Raw genomic sequence first — 24,759 nt, forward strand, 5'->3', positions numbered from 1 at the left:
AGGGCTTCGATCTCGGAGGGGCCGGCGTTGAAGGTCTGCGGCTTGATCGTGGTGGCGCCGAGTTCCTTGGCGATCAGGCCTTCCTGGATGCCGACGAGCGCGGTGGCGTGGGTCAGGTTGGGGAAGTAGCCGACGCGGACCTCGGTCGCCGACAGCTTCTTGCCGTCGGTGCTCGCGACGTCCGCCGCCTTGTCCCCGGGCTTCGCGGCCTGGGATCCGTACCCGCAGGAAGCGAGCGCGCCGATCAGGAGCGGCAGGGCGGCAGCGGCGGCGAGGCCGCGCTTCAAGGTCTTACGGGTGGTACCGATGGCAGGCACGGGAGGACTTCCTCTCGTGACGTCGTCATCTCATGACGTACGTCTTCGTCTGTGGAGCAAGGGCGGGTACGGCTCGCGAGGGGTGTGGGCGCGCATGCGGTGCGCGTACGTCATCACGCACATCGCCCCACCCCTCCCTGGCCGCTGCCGAGGGCGCCGCTGCCTACACGGCCGCCCTCCTTCGCGAAGGTGGAGTAAATGTCGGAAGGCATGATCAGAAGTCCCACCCTTCCTCATCGGCCTGGACGGTCGTCTGGGCCTTGGAGGCGAAGGACTCGCCCACCATGCCGGCCGCCAGGGTCGTGCCGTCGGCCGGGTCGATCAGCAGGAAGGAGCCGGTGCGGCGCGAGTCGGCGTACGAGTCGAGCGCGAGCGGCTCGGCGGTGCGGACGACGACCCGGCCGATGTCGTTGGCCACGAGCTGCCCCGGGTTCGGGTGCTGGGACAGGTCGTCCAGGGTCAGCCGCGAGGGGATCTCCTTGACGATGGCCTTGACCGTGCGCGTGGTGTGCTTGATCAGCACCCGGGCGCCGACGGCCAGCGGCTGGTCCGCCACGTGGCAGACCGTCGCCACGACGTCCTGCGTGGTGGCCGGGGCGCTCGCGGACGGCGCGATCAGGTCGCCGCGCGAGATGTCGATGTCGTCCTTGAGGCGCAGGGTCACCGACTGGGGCGCCCAGGCGATGTCCACGCCCTCGCCGAGCGCGTCGATGCCCTCGATGACCGAGGTGCGGCCGGACGGCAGCACGGTGACGGCCTCGCCGACCCGCAGCACGCCGGAGGCGATCTGGCCCGCGTAACCCCGGTAGTCCGGGTGCTCGGCGGTCTGCGGACGGATCACGTACTGCACCGGGAAACGCGCCGGGCAGGCCGTGAGGTCGTGGCTGACCGGGACGGTCTCCAGGTGCTCCAGCACCGTGGGGCCGCCGTACCAGTCCATGTGTGCGGAGGGCTCGACCACGTTGTCCCCGGCCAGGGCCGAGATCGGGATCGCGGTGATCTCCGGGACGCCCAGGTCGGAGGCGTACGCGGTGAACTCCTCGGCGATCTTCGCGAAGACCGACTCCTCGTAGCCGACCAGGTCCATCTTGTTGACGGCCAGGACCACGTGGGGGACCCGGAGGAGGGCCGCCACGGCGGCGTGCCGGCGCGTCTGCTCGATCACGCCGTTGCGGGCGTCGACCAGGACCACCGCGAGGTCGGCGGTGGAGGCGCCGGTGACCATGTTGCGGGTGTACTGCACGTGTCCGGGGGTGTCGGCGAGGATGAACCGGCGCCGGGTGGTCGCGAAGTAGCGGTAGGCGACGTCGATGGTGATGCCCTGTTCCCGCTCGGCGCGCAGGCCGTCGGTGAGCAGTGCGAGGTCGGGGGTGTCCTGGCCGCGCTGGGCGGACACCGCCTCGACCGCTTCGAGGGTGTCGGTGAGGATCGACTTGGAGTCGTGCAGGAGGCGTCCGACCAGGGTGGACTTGCCGTCGTCGACGGAACCGGCGGTGGCGAAGCGCAGCAGGGTGGTGGCCGACAGGTCGGCGAACTGCTCGGTGGTGGAGGTCATTTCTAGAAGTACCCTTCGCGCTTGCGGTCTTCCATCGCGGCCTCGGACATCTTGTCGTCGGCGCGGGTCGCGCCCCGCTCGGTGAGGCGGGAGGCGGCGATTTCGGTGATCACGGCGTCCAGCGTGGTGGCGTCGGAGTCGACGGCGCCGGTGCAGGACATGTCACCGACGGTGCGGTAGCGGATCAGACGGGTCTCGGTGGTCTCGTTCGCCTTGGCGCCGCCCCACTCGCCGGCCGTCAGCCACATGCCGTTGCGCTTGAAGACCTCGCGCTCGTGGGCGAAGTAGATCTCCGGCAGTTCGATCTTCTCGCGGGCGATGTACTGCCACACGTCGAGCTCGGTCCAGTTGGAGAGCGGGAAGACGCGCACGTGCTCGCCCGGCGCGTGGCGGCCGTTGTAGAGCTGCCACAGCTCGGGGCGCTGGCGGCGCGGGTCCCACTGGGAGAACTCGTCGCGCAGGGAGAAGACGCGCTCCTTGGCGCGGGCCTTCTCCTCGTCGCGGCGGCCGCCGCCGAAGACGGCGTCGAACTTGAGCCGCTGGATCGCCTCGGTGAGCGGGACGGTCTGCAGCGGGTTGCGGACCCCGTCCGGGCGCTCGCGGAGCTTGCCGGCGTCGATGTACTCCTGGACGGAGGCCACGTGCAGGCGCAGACCGTGCTTGGCGACCGCGCGGTCCCGGTACTCCAGGACCTCGGGGAAGTTGTGGCCGGTGTCCACGTGGAGCAGGGTGAACGGCACCGGCGCCGGCGCGAACGCCTTCAGCGCCAGGTGCAGCATGACGATGGAGTCCTTGCCGCCGGAGAACAGGATCACCGGCTTCTCGAACTCGCCCGCCACCTCGCGGAAGATGTGCACGGCCTCCGATTCGAGGGCGTCGAGGTGGGACAGCGCGTAGGGCGCGTCCGTCCCGTCGTGGACGTGTGCGACGGTGGCGGTCATGCCAGGCCCCTCTCGGTGAGCAGCGCGTGCAGGGCCGAGGCCGACTCCTGCACGGACTGCGTGTGCGACTCGATACGCAGGTCCGGGGACTCCGGCGCCTCGTACGGGTCGTCGACTCCGGTCAGACCGGAGATCTCGCCCGCCGCCTGCTTGGCGTACAGGCCCTTCACGTCACGCTCCGAGCAGACCTCGACCGGGGTGGCCACGTGGACCTCCAGGTACGAGGTGCCCTCGGCGGCGTGACGCTTGCGGACGGCCTCGCGGCTGTCCGCGAACGGCGCGATGACCGGGACGAGGGCCTTCACGCCGTTGGACGCGAGGAGTTCGGCGACGAAGCCGATCCGCTGCACGTTGGTGTGCCGGTCCTCGCGGCTGAAGCCGAGGCCCGCGGACAGGAACTCGCGGATCTCGTCGCCGTCCAGGACCTCCACGCGGTGGCCGTCGGCGCGCAGCCGCTCGGCCAGCGCGTAGGCGATCGTGGTCTTGCCCGCGCTCGGCAGCCCGGTCAGCCACACGGTGGCGCCCTGGTCGCTCACGCTCATCTGCTTCGTCTCCGTGGGTTCAGTACGTTCGGTGGTCGCGCTGGTGGCCGTCATCAGCCGTGCAGTCCGCACTCGGTCTTGCCGCGTCCGGCCCAGCGGCCGGCGCGGGCGTCCTCGCCCTCCGCCACCCGGCGGGTGCAGGGGGCGCAGCCGACGGAGGTGTAACCGTCCATCAGCAGCGGGTTGGTGAGGACCCCGTGCTCCAGGACGTACGCGTCCACGTCGTCCTGGGTCCAGCGGGCGATCGGCGAGATCTTGACCTTCTGCCGCTTCTCGTCCCAGCCGACGACCGGGGTGTTCGCCCGGGTCGGGGACTCGTCGCGGCGCAGGCCCGTCGCCCATGCGTCGTACGCGGTCAGGCCCTCTTCCAGGGGCTTGACCTTGCGCAGCGCGCAGCACAGGTCGGGGTCGCGGTCGTGCAGCCTGGGGCCGTACTCGGCGTCCTGCTCGGCGACCGTCTGGCGCGGGGTGAGCGTGATGACGTTGACGTCCATCACGGCCTCGACCGCGTCACGGGTGCCGATGGTCTCCTCGAAGTGGTAGCCGGTGTCGAGGAAGACCACGTCCACGCCGGGGAAGGCGCGGGAGGCGAGGTGGGCGACGACCGCGTCCTCCATGGAGGAGGTCACGGCGAACTTCTTGCCGAAGGTCTCGGCCGCCCAGGTGAGGATCTCCAGCGGGGTGGAGTCCTCCAGGTCGCGGCCCGCCTGCTCGGCCAGCGCCTTGAGGCCGTCCGCTCTGAGACCGGCGTCTTGAACCGTGGTCATATCTCGTCCCCTCCAGCGTCGTTGGACTGAACACCCCGGGCCAGCAGCCCGAGGTACTTCAGCTGGAAGGCTCGGTTGCAGGCCCTGCATTCCCAGGCGCCGTGGCCTGTTTCGTTCGGGAACAGGTCCTCGTCGCCGCAGTACGGGCAGTAGAACGGTGCGGCGCGCTCGCTCACGAGAGGTCCTCGTCCTTCGCACGGGTCACCCAGGCGGCGAAGCGCTCGCCGTCCTCGCGCTGGTCCTCGAAGCGCGTGACGACCCGCTCGACGTAGTCCGGCAGACCGGCCGAGGTGACCTTGAGGCCGCGGACCTTGCGGCCGAATCCGGCCTCCAGCCCGAGTGCGCCGCCCAGGTGGACCTGGTAGCCCTCGACCTGGTTGCCCTCGTCGTCCAGGACCAGCTGGCCCTTGAGACCGATGTCCGCCACCTGGATACGGGCGCAGGCGTTCGGGCAGCCGTTGATGTTGATGGTCAGCGGCTCGGCGAACTCCGGCAGGCGGCGCTCCAGTTCGTCGATCAGCGAGGCGCCGCGCGCCTTCGTCTCGACGATGGCCAGCTTGCAGAACTCGATGCCGGTGCAGGCCATCGTGCCGCGGCGGAACGGGGACGGATTGACCCGCAGGTCCAGCGCCTCCAGGGCCGCGACGACCGAGTCGACCTGGTCGGCCTCGATGTCGAGCACGATCATCTTCTGCTCGGCGGTGGTGCGCAGCCGGCCGGAGCCGTGCTGGGCGGCCACGTCCGCGATCTTGACCAGGGTGGCGCCGTCGACGCGGCCCACGCGGGGCGCGAAGCCCACGTAGAACCTGCCGTCCTGCTGCTGGTGGACGCCGACGTGGTCGCGCCACTGGCCGCTGGGCTGCTCGGGCGCCGGGCCGTCGGTCAGCTTCCGCTTGAGGTACTCGTCTTCGAGGACCTGGCGGAACTTGGCCGGGCCCCAGTCGGCGACGAGGAACTTCAGCCGGGCGCGGGTGCGCAGGCGGCGGTAGCCGTAGTCGCGGAAGATCGAGATGACGCCCTCGTAGACGTCCGGGACCTCGTCCAGCGAGACCCAGGTGCCCAGGCGCACGCCCAGCTTGGGGTTGGTGGAGAGACCGCCGCCGACCCAGACGTCGAAGCCGGGGCCGTGCTCGGGGTGGTTCACGCCCACGAAGGCGATGTCGTTGATCTCGTGCGCCACGTCGAGCAGCGGCGAGCCGGAGATCGCGGACTTGAACTTGCGGGGCAGGTTGGAGAAGTCCGGGTTGCCCACGATGCGGGCGTAGATCTCATCGATGGCGGGGGTGCCGTCGATGATCTCGTCCAGCGCGATGCCGGCGACCGGCGAACCGAGGATGACGCGGGGGGTGTCACCGCAGGCCTCGGTGGTCGAGAGGCCGACGGCCTCCAGACGGCGCCAGATCTCCGGAACGTCCTCGATCCGGATCCAGTGGTACTGCACGTTCTGCCGGTCCGTGAGGTCGGCGGTGCCGCGAGCGAACTCCTGCGAGATCTCGCCGATGACGCGCAGCTGCTCGGTGGTCAGCCGACCGCCGTCGATGCGCACGCGCAGCATGAAGTACTTGTCGTCCAGCTCCTCCGGCTCCAGGATCGCGGTCTTGCCGCCGTCGATCCCGGGCTTGCGCTGGGTGTAGAGCCCCCACCAGCGCATACGGCCGCGGAGGTCGTTGGGGTCGATCGAGTCGAAGCCCGCCTTGGAGTAGATGTTCTCGATGCGCGCACGCACATTGAGACCGTCGTCGTCCTTCTTGAACTGCTCGTTGCCGTTGAGGGGCGTGTGGTGTCCGACGGCCCACTGGCCCTCACCGCGGTGACGGCCGGTCTTGCGGCGCGCGGCGGCGCCGGGGGCGGCGGCTGCGGTCGTTTCGGGGGTGGCGGCCATGGCGGTACGTCCTTCTTCGGCGGCTCAAGGCAGGGGCAGGGGGAGCGGCGGCATGACCCCTGGGCGCGGGTGGGTGTGGCTGAACGCCGCCGCTTTTCCGGTTGTGCCGGTGGTCAGGGCGGTGCTCTGCCTACAGGGGACCTGCGGGTTTCGGCGCTTCCACGGCGGCTGCGCGGATGCGCTGTGCGGCGGTGGCTGGTTCGGTCAGCGCGCCGGACAGATGGCGCTGGACATGCGGCCGAGGTCGACGTGCCGCCGACTCACCAAGGCAATTCCAGCTCCGTTCATGACGGAAGCGTGGCATGTGGCTATTGGAGGAGTCCACTACTGTCCACAATCCGGACGAACTCGTCCCGGATCATGAGACGCAGTGACGGGCGTCACCTTCCGGTTGGTGCCGCCGGGCCCGAGGGAGGCTCTGGCGGCAGGGCGCCACGCCGGTCGGCGGGGGTCAGGCTCCGGGCCAGGGGCCCGGGGTGGGGGTGTCCTCCTTGGGTTCCGTTTCCGTGTGGAAGAGCTTGAAGCCGCGGCGGAGGTAGTTGTCCATCGCCGTCGGGCCGTCCTGGCTGCACGTGTGGAGCCAGACGCGCCGCGTCGGCTCCAGCTCGGGCCAGCGCTCCGCCAGGGACCAGGCCCGGGCGACGCCCACCGACAGCAGGTGCCCGCCGATCCGGCGGCCCCGGAAGTCGGGGAGGAGGCCGAAGTACATGATCTCCACCACACCGTCCGGCTGCGGGTCGAATTCCACGTACCCGGCCGGCGTGCCCCGGTCGTACGCCACCCACGTCTCCACGCCGGGACGCTCCAGCTGCTCCACCCACTGCGCGCGGGTCAGCGCCAGCCGGTCCGTCCAGTGGATGTCGCCGCCCACCGAGGCGTAGAGGAAACGGCTGAACTCCGGGGACGGGACCTGCGACCGGACGATCCGGATCTCCGGGCCGGGTACCGCCGCCGGGACGAGGTCGGAGGGGGAGGTCATTTCCAGGGACCAGGTGGTCAGCGTGATGGTGCTCATGGACGCCAGGGAACCACATCCCCCGGCTACCGCTCGGGGGACCCCCAGGACCCCTCGGGACCCGGATGGCCCAGCCGGGCCCTGATCACCGCCGGGGCCGTGGAGTGGGGCAGCAGCGCGGCCGGGTTCCCGGGGCGGACCAGCTCCACCTCCACGTCCTCCGCGAAGCGGTACGGGCGGTGGGTCAGGACTCCCGCGAGGTTGCGCCGGACCCGGGACATCTCCGCGCGCACCGTCACCGTGCGCGTCGGGTCGCCGAACAGCTCCTGGGACAGCTCCGCCGCCGAGCGCCCCCGGGGGGTCTCCGCCAGCAGGAACAGCAGCTCCGCGTGGCGCGGGCTCAGCTCCTGGGACCAGCTGCCCGAAGCCCCGTAGACGGTGGCCAGCCACGCGCCCGGCCGGCTGAGGTCGAGGACGACGCGGGCGGCGGCCTCCGGGCCCCGGCTGACCTCCGCGACGTTCAGCAGCCAGCCGCCCGGCAGGGGCTCCACCAGGCAGTCGCCCAGCTGCGGCACCCACACCCGGCCCGGCCCGAACGACTTCGGCAGCGGGATCCGCTCCGTCGGCGCGAGCCCCGTGACGGCCGCCGTCCAGCCGTGGCTGTCGACGGCCACCGCCCGGCCGGGCAGCCGGGCCAGCAGCGGGGCCGCGACCGAGCGCAGCCGCTCCAGGGACTCCAGGTGCCGGATCCGCAGCTCCCGCTCCGCGAGCCGGGCCACCGAGCTCACCCAGGCCAGGGTCGCCGGGTGCATGGTGGCCAGCGGGCCGCTGACGTCGACGACCCCGAGCAGCTGCCCGTCCCTGGGGTCCCGTACGGGGGCTCCCGCGCAGGTCCAGTCGTGGTGGCTGGAGACGAAGTGCTCCGCCGAGAACACCTGGACCGGTCTGCGGGCCACCAGGGCGGTACCCACCCCGTTGGTGCCGACCACGGCCTCGTCCCAGTCGGCCCCCACGCCGAAGCCGAGCCGGTCCGCCTTGCGCAGGATGGAGGAGTGGCCCTCGCGCCACAGCAGCCGCCCGTCGGCGTCGGCGACGACCATGATGTGCAGGGCCTCGTCCAGCGCGGGCAGCAGCCCTTCGCGCAGGACGGGCAGGAGGTCCCGTAGCGGGGAGGTCTGGCGCCGTTCCTCGGTCTCGGCGGCCGACAGCATCCGGTTGCGGGTGTCGCGGTCCGGGTGGACCCCGCCCGCCAGCATCCGGCGCCAGGACTCGGCGATCTCCGGGCGCGGAGCGGCCGGCGGCCGGGCCCCGGCGAGCGCGGCCTCCCGTACTCCCTTGAGCAGACGCGCGGCCTCCCGCGCGTCCATGGCCGAGATGCGTGCCGCATCGACCGCGCTGCCTGTGGTGTGAGCCACCGGAACCTCCCCGTGTGGAACATGTGGTGCGTCGTACAGGTGGTGCGTGGTGCGTGGTGTGTGGTGCACGTGTGTGGTGCAGGTGGTGCGTCGTGCGGGTGGCGCTTCAAAGGGTGCAACGTCATGCAACTCTCGCCAAGTCCCGGTCACCCGATCGAAACTGTGCGGACGTCGCCGAGCGCGACGTGACAGCTCCTTCCTCGGGGCTTCTCGGATCAGGGGTGGTGCCGAGTCGGCGCGGCGCCATCCCTGTTCCCGGTCAACGGGCCCGGATCCACGCCCGCAGTGCCGCTCGGAGGGTTGGGGCCCTCCGGACAGCACGCGCTCAGGAGGGTTGGGGCCCTCCTGCTAGGCCGTCATCCGGGCCCGTTCCACGACGGAACGCAGGTCCAGGCTGTGCGGCAGCGTGCCGAAGGCCGCGCCCCAGTCGCCGCCCAGCCGCGAGGCGCAGAAGGCGTCCGCCACCTCCGGCGGGGCCCACCGCACCAGCAGGGATCCTTGCAGCACCAGGGCCATCCGCTCCACCACCCGGCGGGCCCGCGCCTCGATGCCCTCCAGGTCGGCGAGCTCGGTCAGCAGGTTCTTGATGGCCGAATCCAGCCGGTGGTCGGCGCCCCGCGCCAGGCCGACCTCCTGGAGGAAGGCGCCCAGCGCCTGCGGCTCGCGCTGGAGCGCGCGCAGCACGTCCAGGGCCTGTACGTTGCCCGATCCCTCCCAGATGGAGTTCAGCGGGGACTCGCGCAGCAGTCTGGGCATCCCGGACTCCTCGACGTAGCCGTTCCCGCCCAGGCACTCCAGTGCCTCCGCCACCATCGGCGTACAGCGCTTGGTCACCCAGTACTTCGAGACGGGGACCGCGAGGCGCAGGAAGGCCCGCTCCTGGTCGGTGCCGGCGTCGTACGCGGCCGCGAGGCGCAGGGTCAGCGTGGTGGCGGCCTCCGACTCCAGGGCGAGGTCGGCGAGCACGTTGCGCATCAGCGGCTGGTCGATGAGCGGTGCTCCGAAAGCAGAGCGGTGCTCCGCATGGTGAGCGGCCTGCGTCAGCGCCTGCCGCATCAGCGAGGCCGAGCCGATCACACAGTCCAGCCGGGTGGCCGCCACCATCTCGATGATGGTCCGCACCCCCCGGCCCTCCTCGCCCACCCGCCGCGCCCACGTCCCGTCGAACTCCACCTCGCTCGAAGCGTTCGACTTGTTCCCCAGCTTGTCCTTCAGCCGCTGGATCGCGAAGACGTTGCGCGTGCCGTCCGGCAGCACCCTCGGCACCAGGAAGCACGTCAGCCCTCCCGGCGCCTGCGCCAGCACCAGGAACCCGTCGCACATCGGCGCCGAACAGAACCACTTGTGCCCCGTCAGCAGGTACTCGCCCGAGGCGTCCAGCGGCACCGCCGCCGTCGTGTTCGCCCGTACGTCGCTGCCGCCCTGCTTCTCCGTCATCCCCATGCCGAAGAGCACCCCGGCCTTCTGACCGGCCGGCCGGAGCCCCTCCTCGTACACGTGCGAGGTCAGCCGCGGCTCCCACTCGGCGGCCAACTCCGGATCCGTGCGCAGCGCCGGCACCGCCGCGTGCGTCATCGACACCGGGCACCCGTGCCCCGATTCCGCCTGCGACCACACGAAGAACCCGGCCGCGCGCCGCAGATGCCCCGCCGGCCGCCCCCACGCGTCCGTGAGCCCGGAGCCCACCGCGTGCCCCAGCAGCCGGTGCCACGAGGGGTGGAACTCCACCTCGTCGATCCGGTTGCCGTAACGGTCGTGCGTCCGCAGCTTCGGCGGATTCTCGTTCGCCTGCGTCCCCCATTCCAGGGCCTGCCGGGAACCGGCCGCACGGCCCAGATCCGTGAGCTCCTGCGTTACCTCCGCGGCGAGTTCGGGCGCGGCGCCCACGAGATGCCGCTCCACGCCCTCGCTCAGGACCCGGTCGCTGCCGTAGACGTCGTACCCCACGAGGAGCGGGGCCTGATTGGTGACTGTGTGGGTGGTGGCTGCCATGCCGATACCGTAAGGACGTGCAGCCAGCAAAAGAAACACCCGAGCGGATCCCAGGACGGCTCCACCGGGCCCGAGTCCTCTACCGCAACGTCTCCATGCGCAAGATGGCGTGGCTGCTGCTCAAAGACACCGTGAACTCGTGCATCGAGTACCGGATCCTCGGACTCGCCGCCGAGGCGGCCTTCTTCACCCTGCTCTCGCTGCCGCCGCTCTTCCTCGGCCTGCTGGGTCTGCTGGGTTACGTGGACGGCTGGTCGGGCGGGACCACCGTCGCCAGCATCGAGGAGAACATCCTGCGGGCGGTCGGCACGGTCCTCTCCGACCGGGGCGTCAACGACATCGCCAAGCCGATGCTCGACGACGTCACCAACCGGGGCCGCCCCGACCTCATCTCCCTCGGGTTCGCCTTCGCGCTCTGGTCCGGCTCGCGCGCCGTCAACGTCTTCATCGACACCATCACCGTCATGTACGGGCTCGACGGACAGCGCGGCATCGTCAAGACCCGGCTGCTCGCCTTCCTCCTCTACGTCATCGCCCTGCTGATCGGCGCCATCGTGCTGCCGCTGATGGTGGTCGGCCCGGACGCGGTGGTACGGCTGGTGCCGTGGAGCACCGAAGTGATCGCGGTCCTGTACTGGCCCGTCGTCACCCTGCTCTGCATCGCCTTCCTGACGACGCTCTACCACGTCTCCGTCCCCGTCCGCTCGCCCTGGATCGAGGACGTTCCCGGCTCGCTCGTCGCCCTCGCGATGTGGGTGCTGGGCTCGTTCCTGCTGCGGATCTACCTCACCAACACCGTGGAGGGCCCGACGATCTACGGATCGCTCGCCGCCCCCGTGGCCGTCCTGCTGTGGATCGGCATCTCGGCCTTCGCGGTCCTCGTCGGCGCCGCCGTCAACGCGGCCATCGACCGGGTCTGGCCCTCGGTGGCCACGGCGGCGGCGCGCGAGGCGAACGAGCGGGTCCGCGAGGCGGAAGCCGCCCAGCTGGTCGCCCGCGCCGCCGCCTGGCGGGCGCTCGCCGAAGGCGAGTCGGAGGACGACGAGGACGACGACATGCCCTCGGAGTTCCCGGAGCGCTGGTCGAAGTTCCTGCCGCCGGAGGACTACCACTCCCGGCTGCGCAAGCACTGACCCGACCGCCGGCCGTAGCCTGAGGGGCGTGTACGAGGAACGGCCGTCCCGGGTGCTGCCCGGCGCCGTGCTCTGGCGGGCCGCCGGGGCCGACGGCGGGGTGGTGCTGCCCGACGGCTGCATGGACCTGCTGTGGGTGGACGGGCGTCTCCTGGTGGCCGGGCCCGACACCGCCGCGCACCCCGCCGGCGAGGTCCCCGGCACCGGCTTCGCCGGGATCAGGCTCGCCCCCGGCACCGCGCCCGCGCTGCTCGGCATACCGGCGCGAGCGCTGCGCGACCGCCGGGTCGAACTGGCCGACCTGTGGCCGGCCGCCGAGGTACGGCGCCTCGCGGGGCAGGTGGCCTCGTACGGGGATCCGTGCTCGGGACTGGAGGAGTTGGCCCGGCTCCGCGCGGCCGAAGGCGGCCCCCCGGACGCCCTGGCCCAGGAGGTCGCGGCCCGGCTGCGGGCCGGGCAGGGCGTGGCCGCCATCGCGGCGGCGGTCGGCCTGGGGGAGCGGCAGCTGCACCGGCGCTCCCTGGACGCCTTCGGATACGGGCCCCGGACGCTCGGCCGGATCCTGCGGCTCCAGCGCGCCCTCGCGCTGACCCGGCGCGGGCTGCCGCACGCGGAGGTGGCCCAGTCGGCCGGGTATGCCGACCAGGCGCACTACGCCCGCGAAGTGCGGGCCCTGGCGGGGACCACGCCGGGGGCCTACGCGGCGGGGTCGGCGGTGGCGTCGGACGGGGCGAAGAGGGAGACTCCGCTGCCGTCCGGGTCGAGGACGACGGCGTAGCGCTGGCCCCAGAAGGCGTCCCAGGGCTTCAGATGGCCCGTGTACCCGGCTCCGGTCAGTTCCGCGTACAGGGAGTCCACCTCGGCGGGGGAGTCGCACAGGAACGCGAGCCCGACCCGGCCGTCGCTCTCGGGGCGGGTCCAGGCCGGGTCGAAGGAGCGGATGACGTCCTCCGTGTCCCAGTTGATCCGCAGACCGCCCGGCAGGACGGCCTCCACGTGCGGCTCGGAGTCCGCCCCGTCCGGGACGTCGATGCCCAGGCGGCGGTAGAAGGCGAGTGCGGCGGCCATGTCGGAGACGATGATGCCGATCATGTCGAGTCGGGGAGTCATGCCGTCAGGCTAGGGGCGGCCGGGGCTGCGGGTCTTGAACGAATCGGACATCCCACCGGTGCGTCCGGAGGCCTCACCCGGCGTCCTCCTCCGGGGGCAGGTGGCGGTAGACGGTGGCCCGGGAGACGCCGAGCGTGGCGGCGATCGCGGTCGCGCCGCTGCCCGCCGCGTGCATCCGGCGGGCGGCCTCGGTCATGGCCGCGGTCATGGTGGCGGGCCGCCCGCGCCGGCCCCCCGGCGCGGGCCGACCGGCCGCTGCGGTCGCGGGCAGGTGCTCGGAGGGCCCGTCCAGGAGGCGCCGTACGCCGTCCAGGACGGCCGCGCGGAGATCGGCGACCGGGGCGTCGGCGAAGAGGATCACCGGGTCGGAGAGCATCGCGATGGCCTGAGCGGCCCGCACCCGCTCCGCGAACCCGGGATCGGCCCCCGCGACCAGGGCGTTCGCCCGGAGCATCGCGTCGCGCAGGCGGGCGAAGGCCGGGCCGGGGGTGGCCATGGCCATGTCCTGGAGGTTCAGCCGGACCAGGTGACGGTGGCTCAGCCAGGTGTCCAGCACCCCCTCGATCGCGGCCCACCGGACCTGGTCGGCCCCGGCGGGACCACCGGCCCCACCGGACCCGGCGGCCGCGCTCGGACCACCGGACCCGGCGTCCGCGGCGCGGGACACGGCCGCCGCCAGATCGCGGAGCATCGGCTCCACGAGGGCGCCGAGGATGTCCGCCTTGCCGGGGAAGTGGTACAGCACCGCCGGCTTGGAGACGCCCACCCGCTCGGCGATCTCGCGCAGCGAGGTGTCGTGGAAACCGCGGACCGCGAACAGTTCCATGGACACCCGCAGGATCCGCTTCCTGGTGTCCGAAGCGGTCTCGTAAAGCGTCTCAGAATCTGCAAACTCACGGTTGTCCACGCGGAGCAGCCTAACTCCATACCCGACTTGAAGGCAGGGCCCCAGGGCCGATCCCTGACCGACGGTAAGGCCCGGCCCAACTGCCGGACCCGGATGCGGCCTTCCCGCGTTCCGGGGCCGCCGTAAAAAGAATTGGCGCGGCCCCGAGGGGGCTTGTTACGGTGGGGGTGTTCCCGCCGATCGGTGCGGGACCGCTCGTCAGTACGTGTGTGTACGACCCGGAGGTGAGTTCATTGATGACTGTCATGGCGCAGGGCGATGCCCGCACTCAGAAGACCATCAGTGTCACTTCCGTGGTCTCCGGCTGACCTCTTACTTCTCCGCGCCCGACAGCGGCGCGCACCGCCGGGGCCACCCTGTGAAGGGTTTCCCTTGTCTTTCTCTTCTTTCCCGCAGGCTCCGCTTCCGCACGCCCTCGCCCCCTACGGCTGGGACGACGCGTGGGCGGCCGAATTCACCCCGTACGCCGAAGCGGGCCTCGTGCCCGGCCGGGTGGTACGGGTCGACCGAGGTCAGTGCGACGTACTGACCGCCGACGGAATCGTCCGCGCCGACACCGCCTTCGTCACCCCGCACGACCCGCTCCGGGTCATCTGCACCGGGGACTGGGCGGCGGTGGAGGCACACGGCAGTCCGCGCTACGTGAAGGCGTACCTGCCGCGCCGGACCGCCTTCGTGCGGTCCACCTCCTCCCAGCGGTCCGAGGGCCAGATCCTCGCCGCCAACGTCGACCAGGCGATCATCGCGGTATCGCTGGCCGTCGAACTCGACCTGGGCCGCATCGAGCGCTTCCTCGCGCTCGCCTGGGAATCCGGGGCGCAGCCGCTGGTCGTCCTGACCAAGGCGGACCTGGTCCCGGACCCGGTCACCCTCGGGTACCTCGTCCAGGACGTCGAGGGCGCGGCCCCCGGGGTCCCGGTCCTCACCGTGTCCTCGATGACCGGACAGGGTACGGACGTACTCGCCGCCATCGCTTCGGGGGGTACGAGCGTGCTCCTCGGGATCTCCGGCGCGGGCAAGTCCACCCTGGCCAACACCCTGCTCGGCCAGGACGTGATGGCGGTCCAGGAGGCCCGTGACGTCGACGGCAAGGGCCGCCACACCACCACGACGCGCAACCTGCTGCTCCTGCCGGGCGGCGGCGTGCTCATCGACACCCCCGGGCTGCGGGGCGTGGGACTCTTCGACGCCGGAGCGGGCGTCGGGCAGGTCTTCTCGGAGATCGAGGAGTTCGCTTCGCGGTGCCGGTTCCACGACTGCGCGCACGAGGCGGAGCCGGGGTGCGGGGTGCGGGAGGCGGTGGCCTCGGGTGCCTTGCCCGAGCGGCGGCTGGAGAGCTACCGGAAGCTGCTGCGGGAGAACCAGCGGATCGTCGCCAAGACCGACGCGAGGCTCCGCTCGGAGCTGAGGCGGGACTGGCGGCTGCGCTCGGCGGAGGGCCGGGCCAACTACTCCGCGAAGCGGAGCGGCCGGGTCTGATCCGTGGGCCCGGGCTGCCCGCAGCCCCTGCCGGCCGCAGCTCCCCGCTGCGCCGTCGGGGCCGCGGGCAGCGGCGGCAAGACCCCAGGGCCTACGTCCAGGGCCTACGTCCAGGGCCTACGACCGGGGCCGGGCCGGGGCACCGCTCACGCCCACACCAGAGTGCCGATCCACGCCCCCACCACCAGCAGACACGCGAACAGTTCCACCAGCACGCTCGTCCCCACCGCCCGCATCACCGCCCGGACGGAGGCCCACGCCTCCCCGTGCGATCCGAGGTGCCGCCGCTCGCACAGGTAGATGCCGCCCACGAACCCCGGAACCGCCCCCACCACCGGCACCAGCACGAAGCCCAGTACCGCCCCGGCACCCGCGTACGCCACCATCCGGCGGGTCACGCCCACGCCCCGGAGCCGGCGCGGCGGAAGCAGCCACTTCACCACCTGGACCACCAGCAGCAGGGCCGTCGCAGAGACCAGCAGGGTCCAGGCCGCCGCCGACCGCTCGTGCAGGGCCCACCACAGCACACCGGCCCAGACCAGCCAGGTCCCCGGGACGCCGGGGACCAGTACCCCGGCCACCCCGAGCAGCAGCACCAGCCCCACCAGGAGCAGCTGAGGCAGATCCATCTGCTCAGCGTGCCTGACCTGGGGCTATCGAGCCACCCAGCCCCGTTCGTACGCGTGCCAGCCCAGCTGGAGCCGGGTCGTGACCCCGGACAGCTCCATCAGGCCCTTGACCCGCCGCTGCACCGTGCGCAGGCCCAGTTCCAGGTGCTTCGCCACGCTCGCGTCCGTCATCCCCGCCAGGAGGAGCGTCAGGATTTCGAGGTCCGTGGCGTCCGGGCCGCCGTCCCCCTCCTCCGGTGCGCCGGAAGAGCCCAGCCGCAGCGGCAGCGACTCCCGCCAGACCGCGTGGAAGAGCCCCATCAGGGACTCCAGCAGCCCCGACGCGTGGACGACCAGGGCCGCCGGCTCCGCGCCGCGCGCCGTCAGCGGGACCATCGCGAGCGCCCGGTCCGCGATCACCAGCTTGGTCGGCACCTGGCCCGTCACCCGGATCTGCTCCCCGCGCGCCAGCGCCGAGGAGCACTCCCGGATCCCGCTGGGCAGGGCGAGCACCTCCCGTTCGATGACGACCCGGTAGGCGACGCCCCGTACGGAGGCCCGGTCCTCCGCCTCGTTGTCCGTTCCCGTCACCACCTGCGGGCGGCCGCTGACCAGCGCGAGCACCTCCTCCACCGCGCCCAGCTGGAGCTGGCGGAAGCGGTGGGCCACCGCGCTGGCGCCCGTCACCACCTCGACCAGGTCGTGCACGGCCGGTTCCGCGGCCTCCGCCCGGTACTCCTCCGCCAGCAGCGCCGCCGCGAGCTCCGCCTGTTCCAGCTCGTGCCGCTGCTGGGTGAGCAGCGCGCCCAGCGCCACCCCGGGCGGGGCCGCCACCCAACGGCCCGGCCGGGCGGAGGACTGGGCGGCGAGCCCCTGCCGTTCCAGGTGGCGCAGGGCCCGTTCGGTCTGCTGCACCGGCAGCGTGAGCCGGTGCGCGAGATCGGGTATCTCCGCCGCTCCCAGCGCGACCAGCGCGCGGTATGCGGACTCCTGCCCCTCGTCGAGACCTATCGCACCCAGCATCCCGTCCACCCAGCCCTCTCAGTGCCGTTCCTGGCGGGAAGCGGCCACGGCGCAAACCCGCCGCGGACATCATCGCCGCACCCCCCGCCTCTCTGCCAAGGTGACGCCACCGCAGCACCAACATCCGCCGGCCAGAAGCCATTTACGCGGCGATTTCGCCGTGCAATGCAGCAGTTGGCCGGAATTCACCTGGGGAGAGCGATGCGCCCGATATCGCGTACGGCACTGGGAGCGGCCATCGCGGCCGTCCTTGCCGTCACCGCAGTCGGCCCGTCCACGGCACAGCCGAGCGACGGAGCGTCAGGAGCGGGGACCGCAGCAGGTACCGCAGCGGAGAACAGGCCCCTCACCGGGAGCGAGGCGGCCTCGAAGCAGCCCACCGCGCCCGTCACGGTGACCCTGGTCACCGGCGACCGGGTCCTGGTCTCCACCGACGCGGCCGGCCGCACCGCCGCCACCGCGATGCCCCGCGAGGACGGTTCGCAGCCGGTCGTACAGACCCGCCAGTCGGGCAAGGACCTGTACGTCTACCCCGAGAGCGCCGTCAAGGCGCTCGCCGCGGGCAAGGTGGACGAGGAACTCTTCAACGTCACCGGCCTGATCCGGCAGGGCTACGACGACGCGCACGCCAAGAAGCTCCCGCTCATCGCGGTCTACGAGGCTTCAGCGAGCCTGGCGCGCAGCGCGCCGCCCGCACCGCCCGTGCCGCGCGGCGCCGAGCGGTCGCTCGTCCTCGGGTCCATCGGCGGTGTGGCGCTGGCCGCCGACAAGACGAAGGCCGCCGAGTTCTGGGCCGACGTCACCGGCGCGGCCACGAACCCGCACACCCGGTCCGCGGCCTCCGCCCCGCTGAAGAAGCTGTGGCTGGACGGCAAGGTCCGGGCGAACCTGGAGCGTTCCACCAAGCAGGTCAACGCCACCGCCGCGTGGGCCGCCGGATTCGACGGCACTGGAACCAAGGTCGTCGTCCTCGACACCGGTGTGGACCTCGAACACCCCGACCTCAAGGGCCGGGTGGCCGAGGCGAAGAACTTCACCGACTCGGACACCGCCGAGGACCGCCAGGGCCACGGCACCCACACCACCTCCACCGTCGGCGGCTCCGGCGCGGCGAGCGGAGGCGCGAAGAAGGGCGTCGCGCCCGGGGCCCAGCTGCTCAGCGGCAAGGTCCTCAACGACTCCGGCTACGGCCTGGACTCGTGGATCATCGCGGGCATGCAGTGGGCCGTGGACAGCAAGGCCGACGTGGTCTCCATGAGCCTCGGCGACCCGTCCCAGCTGTCCTGCGACGACCCGATGGCCGCCGCCACCGAGGCCCTGGCCAAGAGCAGCAACACCCTCTTCGTCATCGCCGCCGGCAACTCCGGACCCGGCAACAACACCGTCTCGTCCCCCGGCTGCGCCCCCAGCGTGCTGACCGTCGGCGCCGTCGACCGCGACGACTCGACGGCCTCCTTCTCCAGCCGCGGCCCGGCCGGACTCCAGCACACCCTCAAGCCCGAGATCGCCGCCCCCGGCGTCGGGATCTCCGCCGCAAACATGGGCGGCCGCGGCGTGTACGCGTACCAGTCCATGTCCGGCACCTCGATGGCCACCCCGCACGTCGCGGGCGCCGCCGCCATCGTCAAGCAGCGCCACCCCGACTGGACCCCGCAGCAGATCAAGGCCGCGCTCGTCGGATCCGCCGACACCGCGATCCCCGGTGACGTACGGGAGACCGGCGGCGGCCGCCTCGACGTCAAGGCCGCCATCGACACCACCGTCACCAGCGCCTCCTCGCTCCAGGGCGGCGCGTACGACTGGCCGCAGGACCGCAGCGACCGTACGAGCGTCGAGGTCCCGTACACCAACACGGGCGACAAGCCCGTCACGCTGAACCTCTCCGTCGAGAAGGTCACCGGCAACGACGGCTCCGCGGTCCGCGGCCAGGTGGCCCGCCTCGACAAGCGCACCGTCACCGTCCCGGCCGGCGCCACCGTCAAGGTGCCGCTCGCCCTGGACCCGTCCGCGAAGCTGGAGCGCTCCCAGTACGGGGACGTGGCCGGCCGCGTGGTCGCGACGGCGAACGGCGTGCACGTCTCCACCCCGTTCTCGCTGTACGTGCAGCCCGAGACGGTCACCCTGCGGGTCAAGCTCATCGACCGCGCGGGCCAGCCGGCCGCCGGCCCGTCCTCCCTGGACGTGATCGGCACCGACGACGCCCACGGCGAACGCCGCTTCAACGAGGGCTCCGTCGACCAGGTCTACCGGGTCCGCCCGGGCTCGTACTTCCTCTCCGCCTTCGTCGGGACCCCGGACGCCGGCGACAACCCGACGCTGTTCGACTCGATGACCTACCTCGGCCGTCCGCAGACGGAGATCAAGAAGGACACGGTGATCGTGCTGGACGCCCGCAAGGCGGCGCGGCTGAGCATCGAGACCGACAAGCCCACCGAGGCGCGCAGCACCACCCTCGCCTTCTCCCGCTCCTGGGGAGAATCCTGGCTGCACGCGGGCACCGCCGCCGGCGGCCGCACGATCCGCGGCTACTACGCCTCTGTCGAGGGCAAGGCGAAGGAGGGCACGTACGAGTTCGGCAGCTACTGGCGGGCGGCCGCGCCCCTGCTCTCCGAACTGAAGGCGAAGGGCGGCCCGGTACTGCACCCGATCACCGCCTCCACGGGCAGTGACAACCTCGACGGCTCCGGCAGCGCCCCGCTCGTCAACGCGGGCGCCGGCACCGCGCAGGAGCTCGCGGCCGTCGCCGCCAAGGACGCGGTCGTCCTGGTCAAGACGGAGGACGCCGGGCTCTACCAGATCGCCAACGACGCGAAGGCGGCCGGAGCCAAGGCCGTCCTCGCCTACCGCGACGCCCCCGGCCGCTGGCAGGCCTTCACCGGCTACGCGGGCGGCTCGCTCCCGGCGATGTCCGTCGAGTCGGGCGAGGGCCGGGCCCTGCTGGCCAGGCTGGGCAGCGGCCCGGTCACACTGAGCTGGAAGGGCAGCGCGAAGAGCCCGTACGTCTACAACCTCGCCCAGATCGAGAAGGGCCAGGTCCGCGGCGACCGCACCTACCGGGTGCGCGACCGCGAGCTCGGCTCCGTCGAGTCGGCCTACCAGTCGATGGGCGTCGCCTCCGACTTCGTAGACGTCACCGGCGCCTACCGCCCGCTCGGCACCGCGGTGTACTTCGGCGGCCTCGACACCGTCGCCGTGCCGGGCAAGCGCACCGAGTACTACTCCGCCGGGGACACGGCCTGGGACCACCTGGTCTCCAGCAGCTTCCCGTGGGGCGAGTTCATGACCGACCAGCACCGCGCGTACGAGGAGGGCTCCCGGCGCACGGAGTCCTGGTACGACGGGATCACCGGTCCGGTGGCCTCCCGGGACGCCGCGGGCAAGGAGCAGCTGGCCGGCGAACGCCAGGGCAACCTGATCGGCTTCGCCCCGGCGATGTGGGGAGACTCCCAGCACTACGCGCAGCAGGGCGGTTTCGGCGACCTCGGCAACGTCTCGCTCAAGCGCGACGGAGAGTCGCTCGGCGACAGCGGCTACCCGTCCGGGGTCTTCGAGGTCCCGGCCGGCGAGGCCACGTACGAACTGACCCAGCAGCTGGAGAAGTTCGGCCAGCCCGCCCGCACCTGGCAGCGCTCGCAGGCGGTCTCCACGACGTGGACCTTCCGCTCGAAGCTGGACGAGGCGCGGTACTCGCAGCCGCTGCCGCTCCTCTTCCCGCGGATCTCCGCCCCGCTGGACGGCATGAAGACGCTGGCCGCGGTCAACGGCCAGAAGATCGGCCTCGGAGTCGGCGGGCACGCGGGTTACACGCCCGGCGCGCTCAAGTCGGCCAGGCTGTCGTACTCGTACGACAACGGCGAGAGCTGGACCGAGGCCAAGACCGGCGAGCGCGGCGGGCAGTGGACCGCGACCGTGGACCACGCCGGAGCGGCCGGCAAGCAGGTCACGCTCAAGGTCGAGCTGACCGACGCGAACGGCGCCACCGTCACCCAGACGGTCGCGCGGGCGTACGACATTCGCTAAGTCGTACGACGGATACGAGGGGGGTCCACCGGACGGCGGTCCGGTGGGCTCCCCTTTTCGGGTGTTCGCCGTATCCGGCCCCGGCCGGAGCCCGACAATGTGGGACATGAGTCAGCAGGGCGCGGGCGCGGATGACTGGTGGCAGAAACTCTACGAGGACCCCGACGCGGGACCCGAAACCGATCCCCGGGACACGCTGGACCACCGCTTCCGCTCGGCGGCGGTGATGGTGGCCCCACCGGTCTCGGGGGAGGGCGCGATCCTGCCCGGCCAGCGCCGGGAGCCCGTCCGCCCGGAGCCCGTAGGCCCGGATCCCGTCAGCCCGGGCCCCGTCAGCCCGGACCGGCCGCCGCCGGTGGTGGCGGAGGTGCCGGTGGTGCCGGAGGACTGGTCCCCGGCGGAGGGGGCGTACGGGGAGTCGCTGCTGCCGCCGCCGCGGGATCCGCGGGCGGGCGGCCAGACCTGGTACGCGCTGGGCGACGTCTCCGTACCGCCCGCGCTGCCCGCCGATCCGCAGCCCGCTCCCGCCGTTCCCGCCGGGCGGCCGGTGGTCGCACACCTGGGGGACCGCCCGCCGACCTACGCCGCCGAACCCGTCGCGCTGCCCGCCGCCGATCCGGCCGGGCTCGACGCGCTGACCCCCGACACCGTGCTGGAGGGGGCCCAGTACGGCGGCTACACCCTGCGCGCCGCTTCGCTGCGCGGGGACTCCGCCCGGTTCCGGGGCGAGCCCCGGCGGGACTTCCTGCTCACCGCCCGCTTCGGCGCCGGCCCCGACGCCCTGGTCCTGGTGGTCCTCGCCGGCGGGGACCGGGCCGCGCCCGGAGCCGCCGCGGCCGCCGCCGAGCTCTGCCGGTCCGTCGCGGGGGCCGTCGGGCGCAGCCAGGAGCGGCTGGCCGAGGACATCCGGGCCGGGCGGCGCGAGGCGCTGCGCTCCGGGCTCCAGCGGCTCACCGACCGGGGCTACGGGCTGCTGCGCGCCCGCTGCGCGGAGCTCGGGCTCGCGGAGGAGGCGTACACCGCCGGGCTGCGCGGGCTGCTGCTGCCGGTCGACCCGGAGTGCCGGACCCGGATCTCCTTCGGCGCCGGCGCGGGCGGACTGTTCCGGCTCCGCGCGGGGGAGTGGCGCGACCTGGAGGAAGCTCCGGCGCCGGACACCGGGTTCCGCTTCCGCGGCTCCGTGGCCCGCCCCGGCGACACCCTGCTCCTGTGCTCCGGCGGCCTCGCCGAACCGATGCGCGAGGAGAAGGCACTGTCCGCCGAACTCGCCGCCCGCTGGTCCGACGAGCCCCCGCCGGGCCTCGCCGCCTTCCTCGCGGACACCCAGCTCCGCCTCAAGGGCTACGCCGACGACCGGACGGCCGCCGCGGTCTGGGAGGCGTAACCGTACGGATCATGCGTGGATGGGAGGCGCACACGGCAGAGCAGCACCGGAAAGGGCGCCCCCTCCATGGCAAAGCAGAACGTGGCCGAGCAGTTCGTGGACATCCTCGTGCGCGCGGGCGTGCGGCGGATGTACGGAGTCGTCGGCGACAGCCTGAACCCCATCGTGGACGCGATCCGCCGTACGGGCGACATCGAGTGGATCCAGGTCCGCCACGAGGAGACCGCCGCCTTCGCGGCCGGCGCCGAGGCCCAGATCACCGGCACCCTCGCCGCCTGCGCGGGCTCCTGCGGCCCCGGCAACCTCCACCTCATCAACGGGCTCTACGACGCCCACCGCTCCATGGCCCCGGTCCTCGCGCTGGCCTCCCACATCCCCTCCAGCGAGATCGGCCTCGGCTACTTCCAGGAGACGCACCCCGACCGGCTGTTCACCGAGTGCAGCCACTACAGCGAGCTGATCTCCAACCCGCAGCAGATGCCCCGCGTACTGCAGAGCGCCATCCAGCACGCCGTGGGCCGCAGCGGGGTCGGCGTGATCTCCCTGCCGGGAGACATCGCCTCCCTGCCGGCCCCCGAGAAGAGCATCGAGCACGCCTTGGTCACCGCGCGGCCGACGGTGCGCCCGGGGGACGGCGAGATCGAGAAACTGGTCCGGCTCATCGACGAGGCGGACAAGGTCACCCTGTTCTGCGGCAGCGGCACCGCCGGGGCGCACGCCGAGGTGATGGAGTTCGCGGGCCGGGTCAAGGCCCCGGTCGGGCACGCCCTGCGCGGCAAGGAGTGGATCCAGTACGACAATCCCTACGACGTCGGTATGAGCGGCCTGCTCGGCTACGGCGCGGCCTACGAGGCCACCCACGAGTGCGATCTGCTGATCCTGCTCGGCACGGACTTCCCGTACAACGCCTTCCTCCCCGACGACGTGAAGATCGTCCAGGTGGACATCAGGCCCGAGCACCTCGGCCGCCGCTCGAAACTGGACCTCGCGGTCTGGGGAGACGTACGGGAGACCCTGCGCGCGCTGAACACCCGGGTGAAGGCCAAGACGGACCGCCGCTTCCTGGACCGGATGCTGAAGAAGCACGCGGACGCGCTGGAGGGAGTGGTGAAGGCGTACACGCGGAAAGTGGAGAAGCACACGCCCATCCACCCCGAGTACGTGGCCGCCGTACTCGACGAACTCGCGGACGAGGACGCCGTTTTCACCGTCGACACGGGCATGTGCAACGTCTGGGCCGCGCGCTATCTTTCCCCGAACGGCAAGCGCCGCATCATCGGCTCCTTCAGCCACGGGTCCATGGCCAACGCCCTCCCGCAGGCCATCGGCGCACAGTTCACCGACCGCGGACGTCAAGTGGTGTCGATGTCCGGCGACGGCGGTTTCTCCATGCTGATGGGAGATTTCCTCACCCTGGTGCAGTACGACCTACCCGTCAAAGTGGTTCTCTTCAACAACTCATCCCTCGGGATGGTCGAGTTGGAGATGTTGGTTTCCGGCCTGCCTTCGTACGGAACTACGAATAAGAACCCGGACTTCGCGGCCATCGCCCGCGCGGCGGGTGCGTACGGGGTCCGCGTGGAGAAGCCCAAGCAGCTCAAGGACGCTTTGAAGGATGCTTTCCGACACAAGGGGCCCGCCCTGGTGGATGTGGTGACCGACCCCAACGCCCTGTCCATTCCGCCGAAGATCAGCGCCGAAATGGTGACCGGATTCGCACTATCCGCCAGCAAGATCGTGCTGGACGGCGGGGTCGGCCGGATGATCCAGATGGCTCGATCCAACCTCCGCAACGTGCCGCGCCCGTAAGCCCGTATGCGTGCGGATTCCCCTGGGGGGCATGCATCCCGTAGGCCTGTTCGAGAGGCGGGCCATCGGCAGCGGGCACACGGGAGGTACATCGCCGTGCGGGTGGGGGCGAAGACCGGAAAGCTGTGGAAGAGAGGGCGGCCGGTACCGCGTGAACCGTCGGTAGAGGACGGGGGAGCGGTGGACACGCTGGGGATCACCCGGAGCGTGCACCGGGCGGATCTCAAAGCAGTCGGAGAAATCCGAAGGGCCTTACGGGAGTTGATGCGCCACCGGTGCCGGGCGGACACCGCCGAGGTGGCCGAACTGCTGATCACCGAGCTCGTCACCAACGCCCTCGTCCACACCGATCAGGGTGCGGAGGTGTCCGCGACCCTCGCCCGCGCCCGCCTGCGGGTGGAAGTCCGGGACTACGCCGCCCGCCGGCCCCGGCCGTACGTACCGTCCGCCGACCACGGTACGCACGGCCGGGGACTGGTGCTGGTCCAGGCGCTCGCCGACGCCTGGGGCGTGGACGCGCTGGCGCTGGGCGCGGGCAAGGTGGTGTGGTTCGAACTGGACGGAAGCGACGACGCGGGGCCCTCCTGACGGCTCGGGCGGGCCCCACGTGAATGCCTGATGCTCTTCCGGTCAGCCGAACTGCTGCTCCAGATCCTTCAGTTTGCGCTCCAGCGAGTCGAGCCGGGGAAGGGTCTGGGTGTCGTCCTCGGCGGTGAGGTCCACCGTCCGGGGGCCACCGGTCAGGTCGGCGGATTCCGTCTTGCTAACGGCCTGGAGGGAGGGCCGGCGGCGTAGCGGCAGTTGATCCGTTTCCGCTATGGCCGGGGGGGGGGGCCCCCCCCGGGCGCCCCCCCCCGGGGCGCCCCCCCCCCGGGCGCGCGCTCGGCCGCGCGCCCCCCCCCCCCCCCCCCCCCCTCACC

General features: G+C 72.1%; 21 protein-coding genes and 2 pseudogenes. 7 read left to right on the plus strand and 16 right to left on the minus strand.

Features of this window, described 5'->3' with window-relative positions; all coding sequences use genetic code 11:
- The 11 genes and pseudogenes from ACFXDJ_RS14020 to ACFXDJ_RS14070 form a co-directional block, all read right to left on the minus strand.
- A pseudogene (locus ACFXDJ_RS14020) lies at positions 1-308 on the minus strand (sulfate ABC transporter substrate-binding protein); the annotation flags it as partial.
- 223 nt (positions 309-531) lie between these two features.
- A complete protein-coding gene (locus tag ACFXDJ_RS14025; RefSeq protein WP_384849091.1) occupies positions 532-1,872 on the minus strand; it encodes a sulfate adenylyltransferase subunit 1 in 1,341 nt (446 codons plus the stop codon).
- A gap of 2 nt (positions 1,873-1,874) precedes the next feature.
- Entirely contained in the window at positions 1,875-2,813 is a 939-nt protein-coding gene (cysD, locus tag ACFXDJ_RS14030; protein ID WP_384849094.1) for a sulfate adenylyltransferase subunit CysD, read from the minus strand.
- The gene (gene cysC / locus ACFXDJ_RS14035; RefSeq protein ID WP_384652557.1) at positions 2,810-3,355 is read right to left on the minus strand and encodes an adenylyl-sulfate kinase; all 546 of its coding nucleotides are present in this window, start codon (positions 3,353-3,355) and stop codon (positions 2,810-2,812) included. The genes cysD and cysC overlap by 4 nt, the downstream gene beginning before the upstream one ends.
- Before the next feature lie 53 nt (positions 3,356-3,408).
- On the minus strand, positions 3,409-4,122 hold the full coding sequence (locus ACFXDJ_RS14040; protein WP_384652511.1) for a phosphoadenylyl-sulfate reductase: 714 nt from the start codon (positions 4,120-4,122) through the stop codon (positions 3,409-3,411).
- Complete coding sequence (locus ACFXDJ_RS14045) at positions 4,119-4,298, minus strand: DpnI domain-containing protein (RefSeq protein ID WP_214956597.1); 180 nt, start codon at positions 4,296-4,298, stop codon at positions 4,119-4,121. Before ACFXDJ_RS14045 ends, ACFXDJ_RS14040 begins: the two co-directional genes overlap by 4 nt.
- Positions 4,295-6,004: a nitrite/sulfite reductase gene (locus tag ACFXDJ_RS14050; RefSeq protein ID WP_384652513.1), complete on the minus strand. Its 1,710-nt coding sequence runs from the start codon at positions 6,002-6,004 to the stop codon at positions 4,295-4,297. Before ACFXDJ_RS14050 ends, ACFXDJ_RS14045 begins: the two co-directional genes overlap by 4 nt.
- Positions 6,005-6,208: 204 nt before the next feature.
- Entirely contained in the window at positions 6,209-6,292 is an 84-nt protein-coding gene (locus ACFXDJ_RS14055; RefSeq protein ID WP_312847410.1) for a putative leader peptide, read from the minus strand.
- A gap of 163 nt (positions 6,293-6,455) precedes the next feature.
- A complete protein-coding gene (locus ACFXDJ_RS14060; protein ID WP_384652515.1) occupies positions 6,456-7,019 on the minus strand; it encodes a GNAT family N-acetyltransferase in 564 nt (187 codons plus the stop codon).
- 26 nt (positions 7,020-7,045) lie between these two features.
- The gene (locus tag ACFXDJ_RS14065; protein ID WP_384652558.1) at positions 7,046-8,326 is read right to left on the minus strand and encodes a GAF domain-containing protein; all 1,281 of its coding nucleotides are present in this window, start codon (positions 8,324-8,326) and stop codon (positions 7,046-7,048) included.
- A gap of 396 nt (positions 8,327-8,722) precedes the next feature.
- Positions 8,723-10,366 (minus strand): acyl-CoA dehydrogenase family protein, encoded by a 1,644-nt coding sequence (locus ACFXDJ_RS14070; protein ID WP_384652517.1) that lies wholly within the window; start codon positions 10,364-10,366, stop codon positions 8,723-8,725.
- A 17-nt stretch (positions 10,367-10,383) separates the two neighbouring features.
- Here ACFXDJ_RS14070 and ACFXDJ_RS14075 point away from each other — a divergent pair, with 17 nt between their 5' ends.
- Together ACFXDJ_RS14075 and ACFXDJ_RS14080 are read left to right on the plus strand one after the other, a co-directional pair.
- Positions 10,384-11,499 carry a YihY/virulence factor BrkB family protein gene (locus ACFXDJ_RS14075; protein ID WP_384652519.1) on the plus strand — a complete coding sequence of 372 codons (1,116 nt, stop codon included), beginning with the start codon at positions 10,384-10,386 and terminating at the stop codon, positions 11,497-11,499.
- A gap of 28 nt (positions 11,500-11,527) precedes the next feature.
- The gene (locus ACFXDJ_RS14080; protein WP_384652521.1) at positions 11,528-12,277 is read left to right on the plus strand and encodes a helix-turn-helix domain-containing protein; all 750 of its coding nucleotides are present in this window, start codon (positions 11,528-11,530) and stop codon (positions 12,275-12,277) included.
- On the opposite strand, the gene ACFXDJ_RS14085 is transcribed toward ACFXDJ_RS14080, so the two are convergent.
- Positions 12,196-12,609 carry a VOC family protein gene (locus ACFXDJ_RS14085; protein ID WP_384652523.1) on the minus strand — a complete coding sequence of 138 codons (414 nt, stop codon included), beginning with the start codon at positions 12,607-12,609 and terminating at the stop codon, positions 12,196-12,198. The genes ACFXDJ_RS14080 and ACFXDJ_RS14085 overlap by 82 nt on opposite strands.
- 73 nt (positions 12,610-12,682) lie before the next feature.
- Positions 12,683-13,516 carry a TetR family transcriptional regulator gene (locus ACFXDJ_RS14090; protein WP_384652525.1) on the minus strand — a complete coding sequence of 278 codons (834 nt, stop codon included), beginning with the start codon at positions 13,514-13,516 and terminating at the stop codon, positions 12,683-12,685.
- Positions 13,517-13,888: 372 nt separating this feature from the next.
- Here ACFXDJ_RS14090 and rsgA point away from each other — a divergent pair, with 372 nt between their 5' ends.
- The gene (gene rsgA / locus ACFXDJ_RS14095) at positions 13,889-14,995 is read left to right on the plus strand and encodes a ribosome small subunit-dependent GTPase A (protein WP_384652527.1); all 1,107 of its coding nucleotides are present in this window, start codon (positions 13,889-13,891) and stop codon (positions 14,993-14,995) included.
- Between the two features lie 146 nt (positions 14,996-15,141).
- On the opposite strand, the gene ACFXDJ_RS14100 is transcribed toward rsgA, so the two are convergent.
- Both ACFXDJ_RS14100 and ACFXDJ_RS14105 read right to left on the minus strand, forming a co-directional pair.
- Complete coding sequence (locus tag ACFXDJ_RS14100; protein WP_384652529.1) at positions 15,142-15,624, minus strand: DUF456 domain-containing protein; 483 nt, start codon at positions 15,622-15,624, stop codon at positions 15,142-15,144.
- Positions 15,625-15,648: 24 nt separating this feature from the next.
- Positions 15,649-16,626, minus strand: coding sequence for a helix-turn-helix domain-containing protein (locus ACFXDJ_RS14105; RefSeq protein ID WP_384652531.1), 978 nt, complete (start codon positions 16,624-16,626; stop codon positions 15,649-15,651).
- A gap of 201 nt (positions 16,627-16,827) precedes the next feature.
- Here ACFXDJ_RS14105 and ACFXDJ_RS14110 point away from each other — a divergent pair, with 201 nt between their 5' ends.
- The 4 genes from ACFXDJ_RS14110 to ACFXDJ_RS14125 all read left to right on the plus strand — a co-directional run bounded on the left by ACFXDJ_RS14110 (position 16,828) and on the right by ACFXDJ_RS14125 (position 24,427).
- Positions 16,828-20,646, plus strand: a complete 3,819-nt coding sequence (locus tag ACFXDJ_RS14110) for a S8 family serine peptidase (RefSeq protein WP_384849098.1) — start codon at positions 16,828-16,830, stop codon at positions 20,644-20,646.
- 106 nt (positions 20,647-20,752) lie between these two features.
- Positions 20,753-22,030, plus strand: coding sequence for a protein phosphatase 2C domain-containing protein (locus ACFXDJ_RS14115; RefSeq protein WP_384849101.1), 1,278 nt, complete (start codon positions 20,753-20,755; stop codon positions 22,028-22,030).
- Between the two features lie 66 nt (positions 22,031-22,096).
- The gene (locus tag ACFXDJ_RS14120; protein WP_384652535.1) at positions 22,097-23,839 is read left to right on the plus strand and encodes a pyruvate dehydrogenase; all 1,743 of its coding nucleotides are present in this window, start codon (positions 22,097-22,099) and stop codon (positions 23,837-23,839) included.
- Positions 23,840-24,028: 189 nt separating this feature from the next.
- Positions 24,029-24,427 carry an ATP-binding protein gene (locus ACFXDJ_RS14125; RefSeq protein ID WP_384652560.1) on the plus strand — a complete coding sequence of 133 codons (399 nt, stop codon included), beginning with the start codon at positions 24,029-24,031 and terminating at the stop codon, positions 24,425-24,427.
- A 42-nt stretch (positions 24,428-24,469) separates the two neighbouring features.
- Here ACFXDJ_RS14125 and ACFXDJ_RS14130 read toward each other — a convergent pair.
- Positions 24,470-24,759, minus strand: a pseudogene (locus ACFXDJ_RS14130) (hypothetical protein); the annotation flags it as partial.

This window comes from Streptomyces sp. NPDC059443, from assembly GCF_042750105.1.
In the GTDB taxonomy this organism is placed as follows: domain Bacteria; phylum Actinomycetota; class Actinomycetes; order Streptomycetales; family Streptomycetaceae; genus Streptomyces.

Coding starts and splice junctions, on each gene's coding strand:
- ACFXDJ_RS14025 (WP_384849091.1), bottom strand. CDS start 1,872: ATGACCTCCACCACCGAGCAGTTCGCCGACCTGTCGGCCACCACCCTG.
- cysD (WP_384849094.1), bottom strand. CDS start 2,813: ATGACCGCCACCGTCGCACACGTCCACGACGGGACGGACGCGCCCTAC.
- cysC (WP_384652557.1), bottom strand. CDS start 3,355: ATGAGCGTGAGCGACCAGGGCGCCACCGTGTGGCTGACCGGGCTGCCG.
- ACFXDJ_RS14040 (WP_384652511.1), bottom strand. CDS start 4,122: ATGACCACGGTTCAAGACGCCGGTCTCAGAGCGGACGGCCTCAAGGCG.
- ACFXDJ_RS14050 (WP_384652513.1), bottom strand. CDS start 6,004: ATGGCCGCCACCCCCGAAACGACCGCAGCCGCCGCCCCCGGCGCCGCC.
- ACFXDJ_RS14055 (WP_312847410.1), bottom strand. CDS start 6,292: ATGAACGGAGCTGGAATTGCCTTGGTGAGTCGGCGGCACGTCGACCTC.
- ACFXDJ_RS14060 (WP_384652515.1), bottom strand. CDS start 7,019: ATGAGCACCATCACGCTGACCACCTGGTCCCTGGAAATGACCTCCCCC.
- ACFXDJ_RS14065 (WP_384652558.1), bottom strand. CDS start 8,326: ATGGACGCGCGGGAGGCCGCGCGTCTGCTCAAGGGAGTACGGGAGGCC.
- ACFXDJ_RS14070 (WP_384652517.1), bottom strand. CDS start 10,366: ATGGCAGCCACCACCCACACAGTCACCAATCAGGCCCCGCTCCTCGTG.
- ACFXDJ_RS14085 (WP_384652523.1), bottom strand. CDS start 12,609: ATGACTCCCCGACTCGACATGATCGGCATCATCGTCTCCGACATGGCC.
- ACFXDJ_RS14100 (WP_384652529.1), bottom strand. CDS start 15,624: ATGGATCTGCCTCAGCTGCTCCTGGTGGGGCTGGTGCTGCTGCTCGGG.
- ACFXDJ_RS14105 (WP_384652531.1), bottom strand. CDS start 16,626: ATGCTGGGTGCGATAGGTCTCGACGAGGGGCAGGAGTCCGCATACCGC.
- ACFXDJ_RS14110 (WP_384849098.1), top strand. CDS start 16,828: ATGCGCCCGATATCGCGTACGGCACTGGGAGCGGCCATCGCGGCCGTC.
- ACFXDJ_RS14115 (WP_384849101.1), top strand. CDS start 20,753: ATGAGTCAGCAGGGCGCGGGCGCGGATGACTGGTGGCAGAAACTCTAC.
- ACFXDJ_RS14120 (WP_384652535.1), top strand. CDS start 22,097: ATGGCAAAGCAGAACGTGGCCGAGCAGTTCGTGGACATCCTCGTGCGC.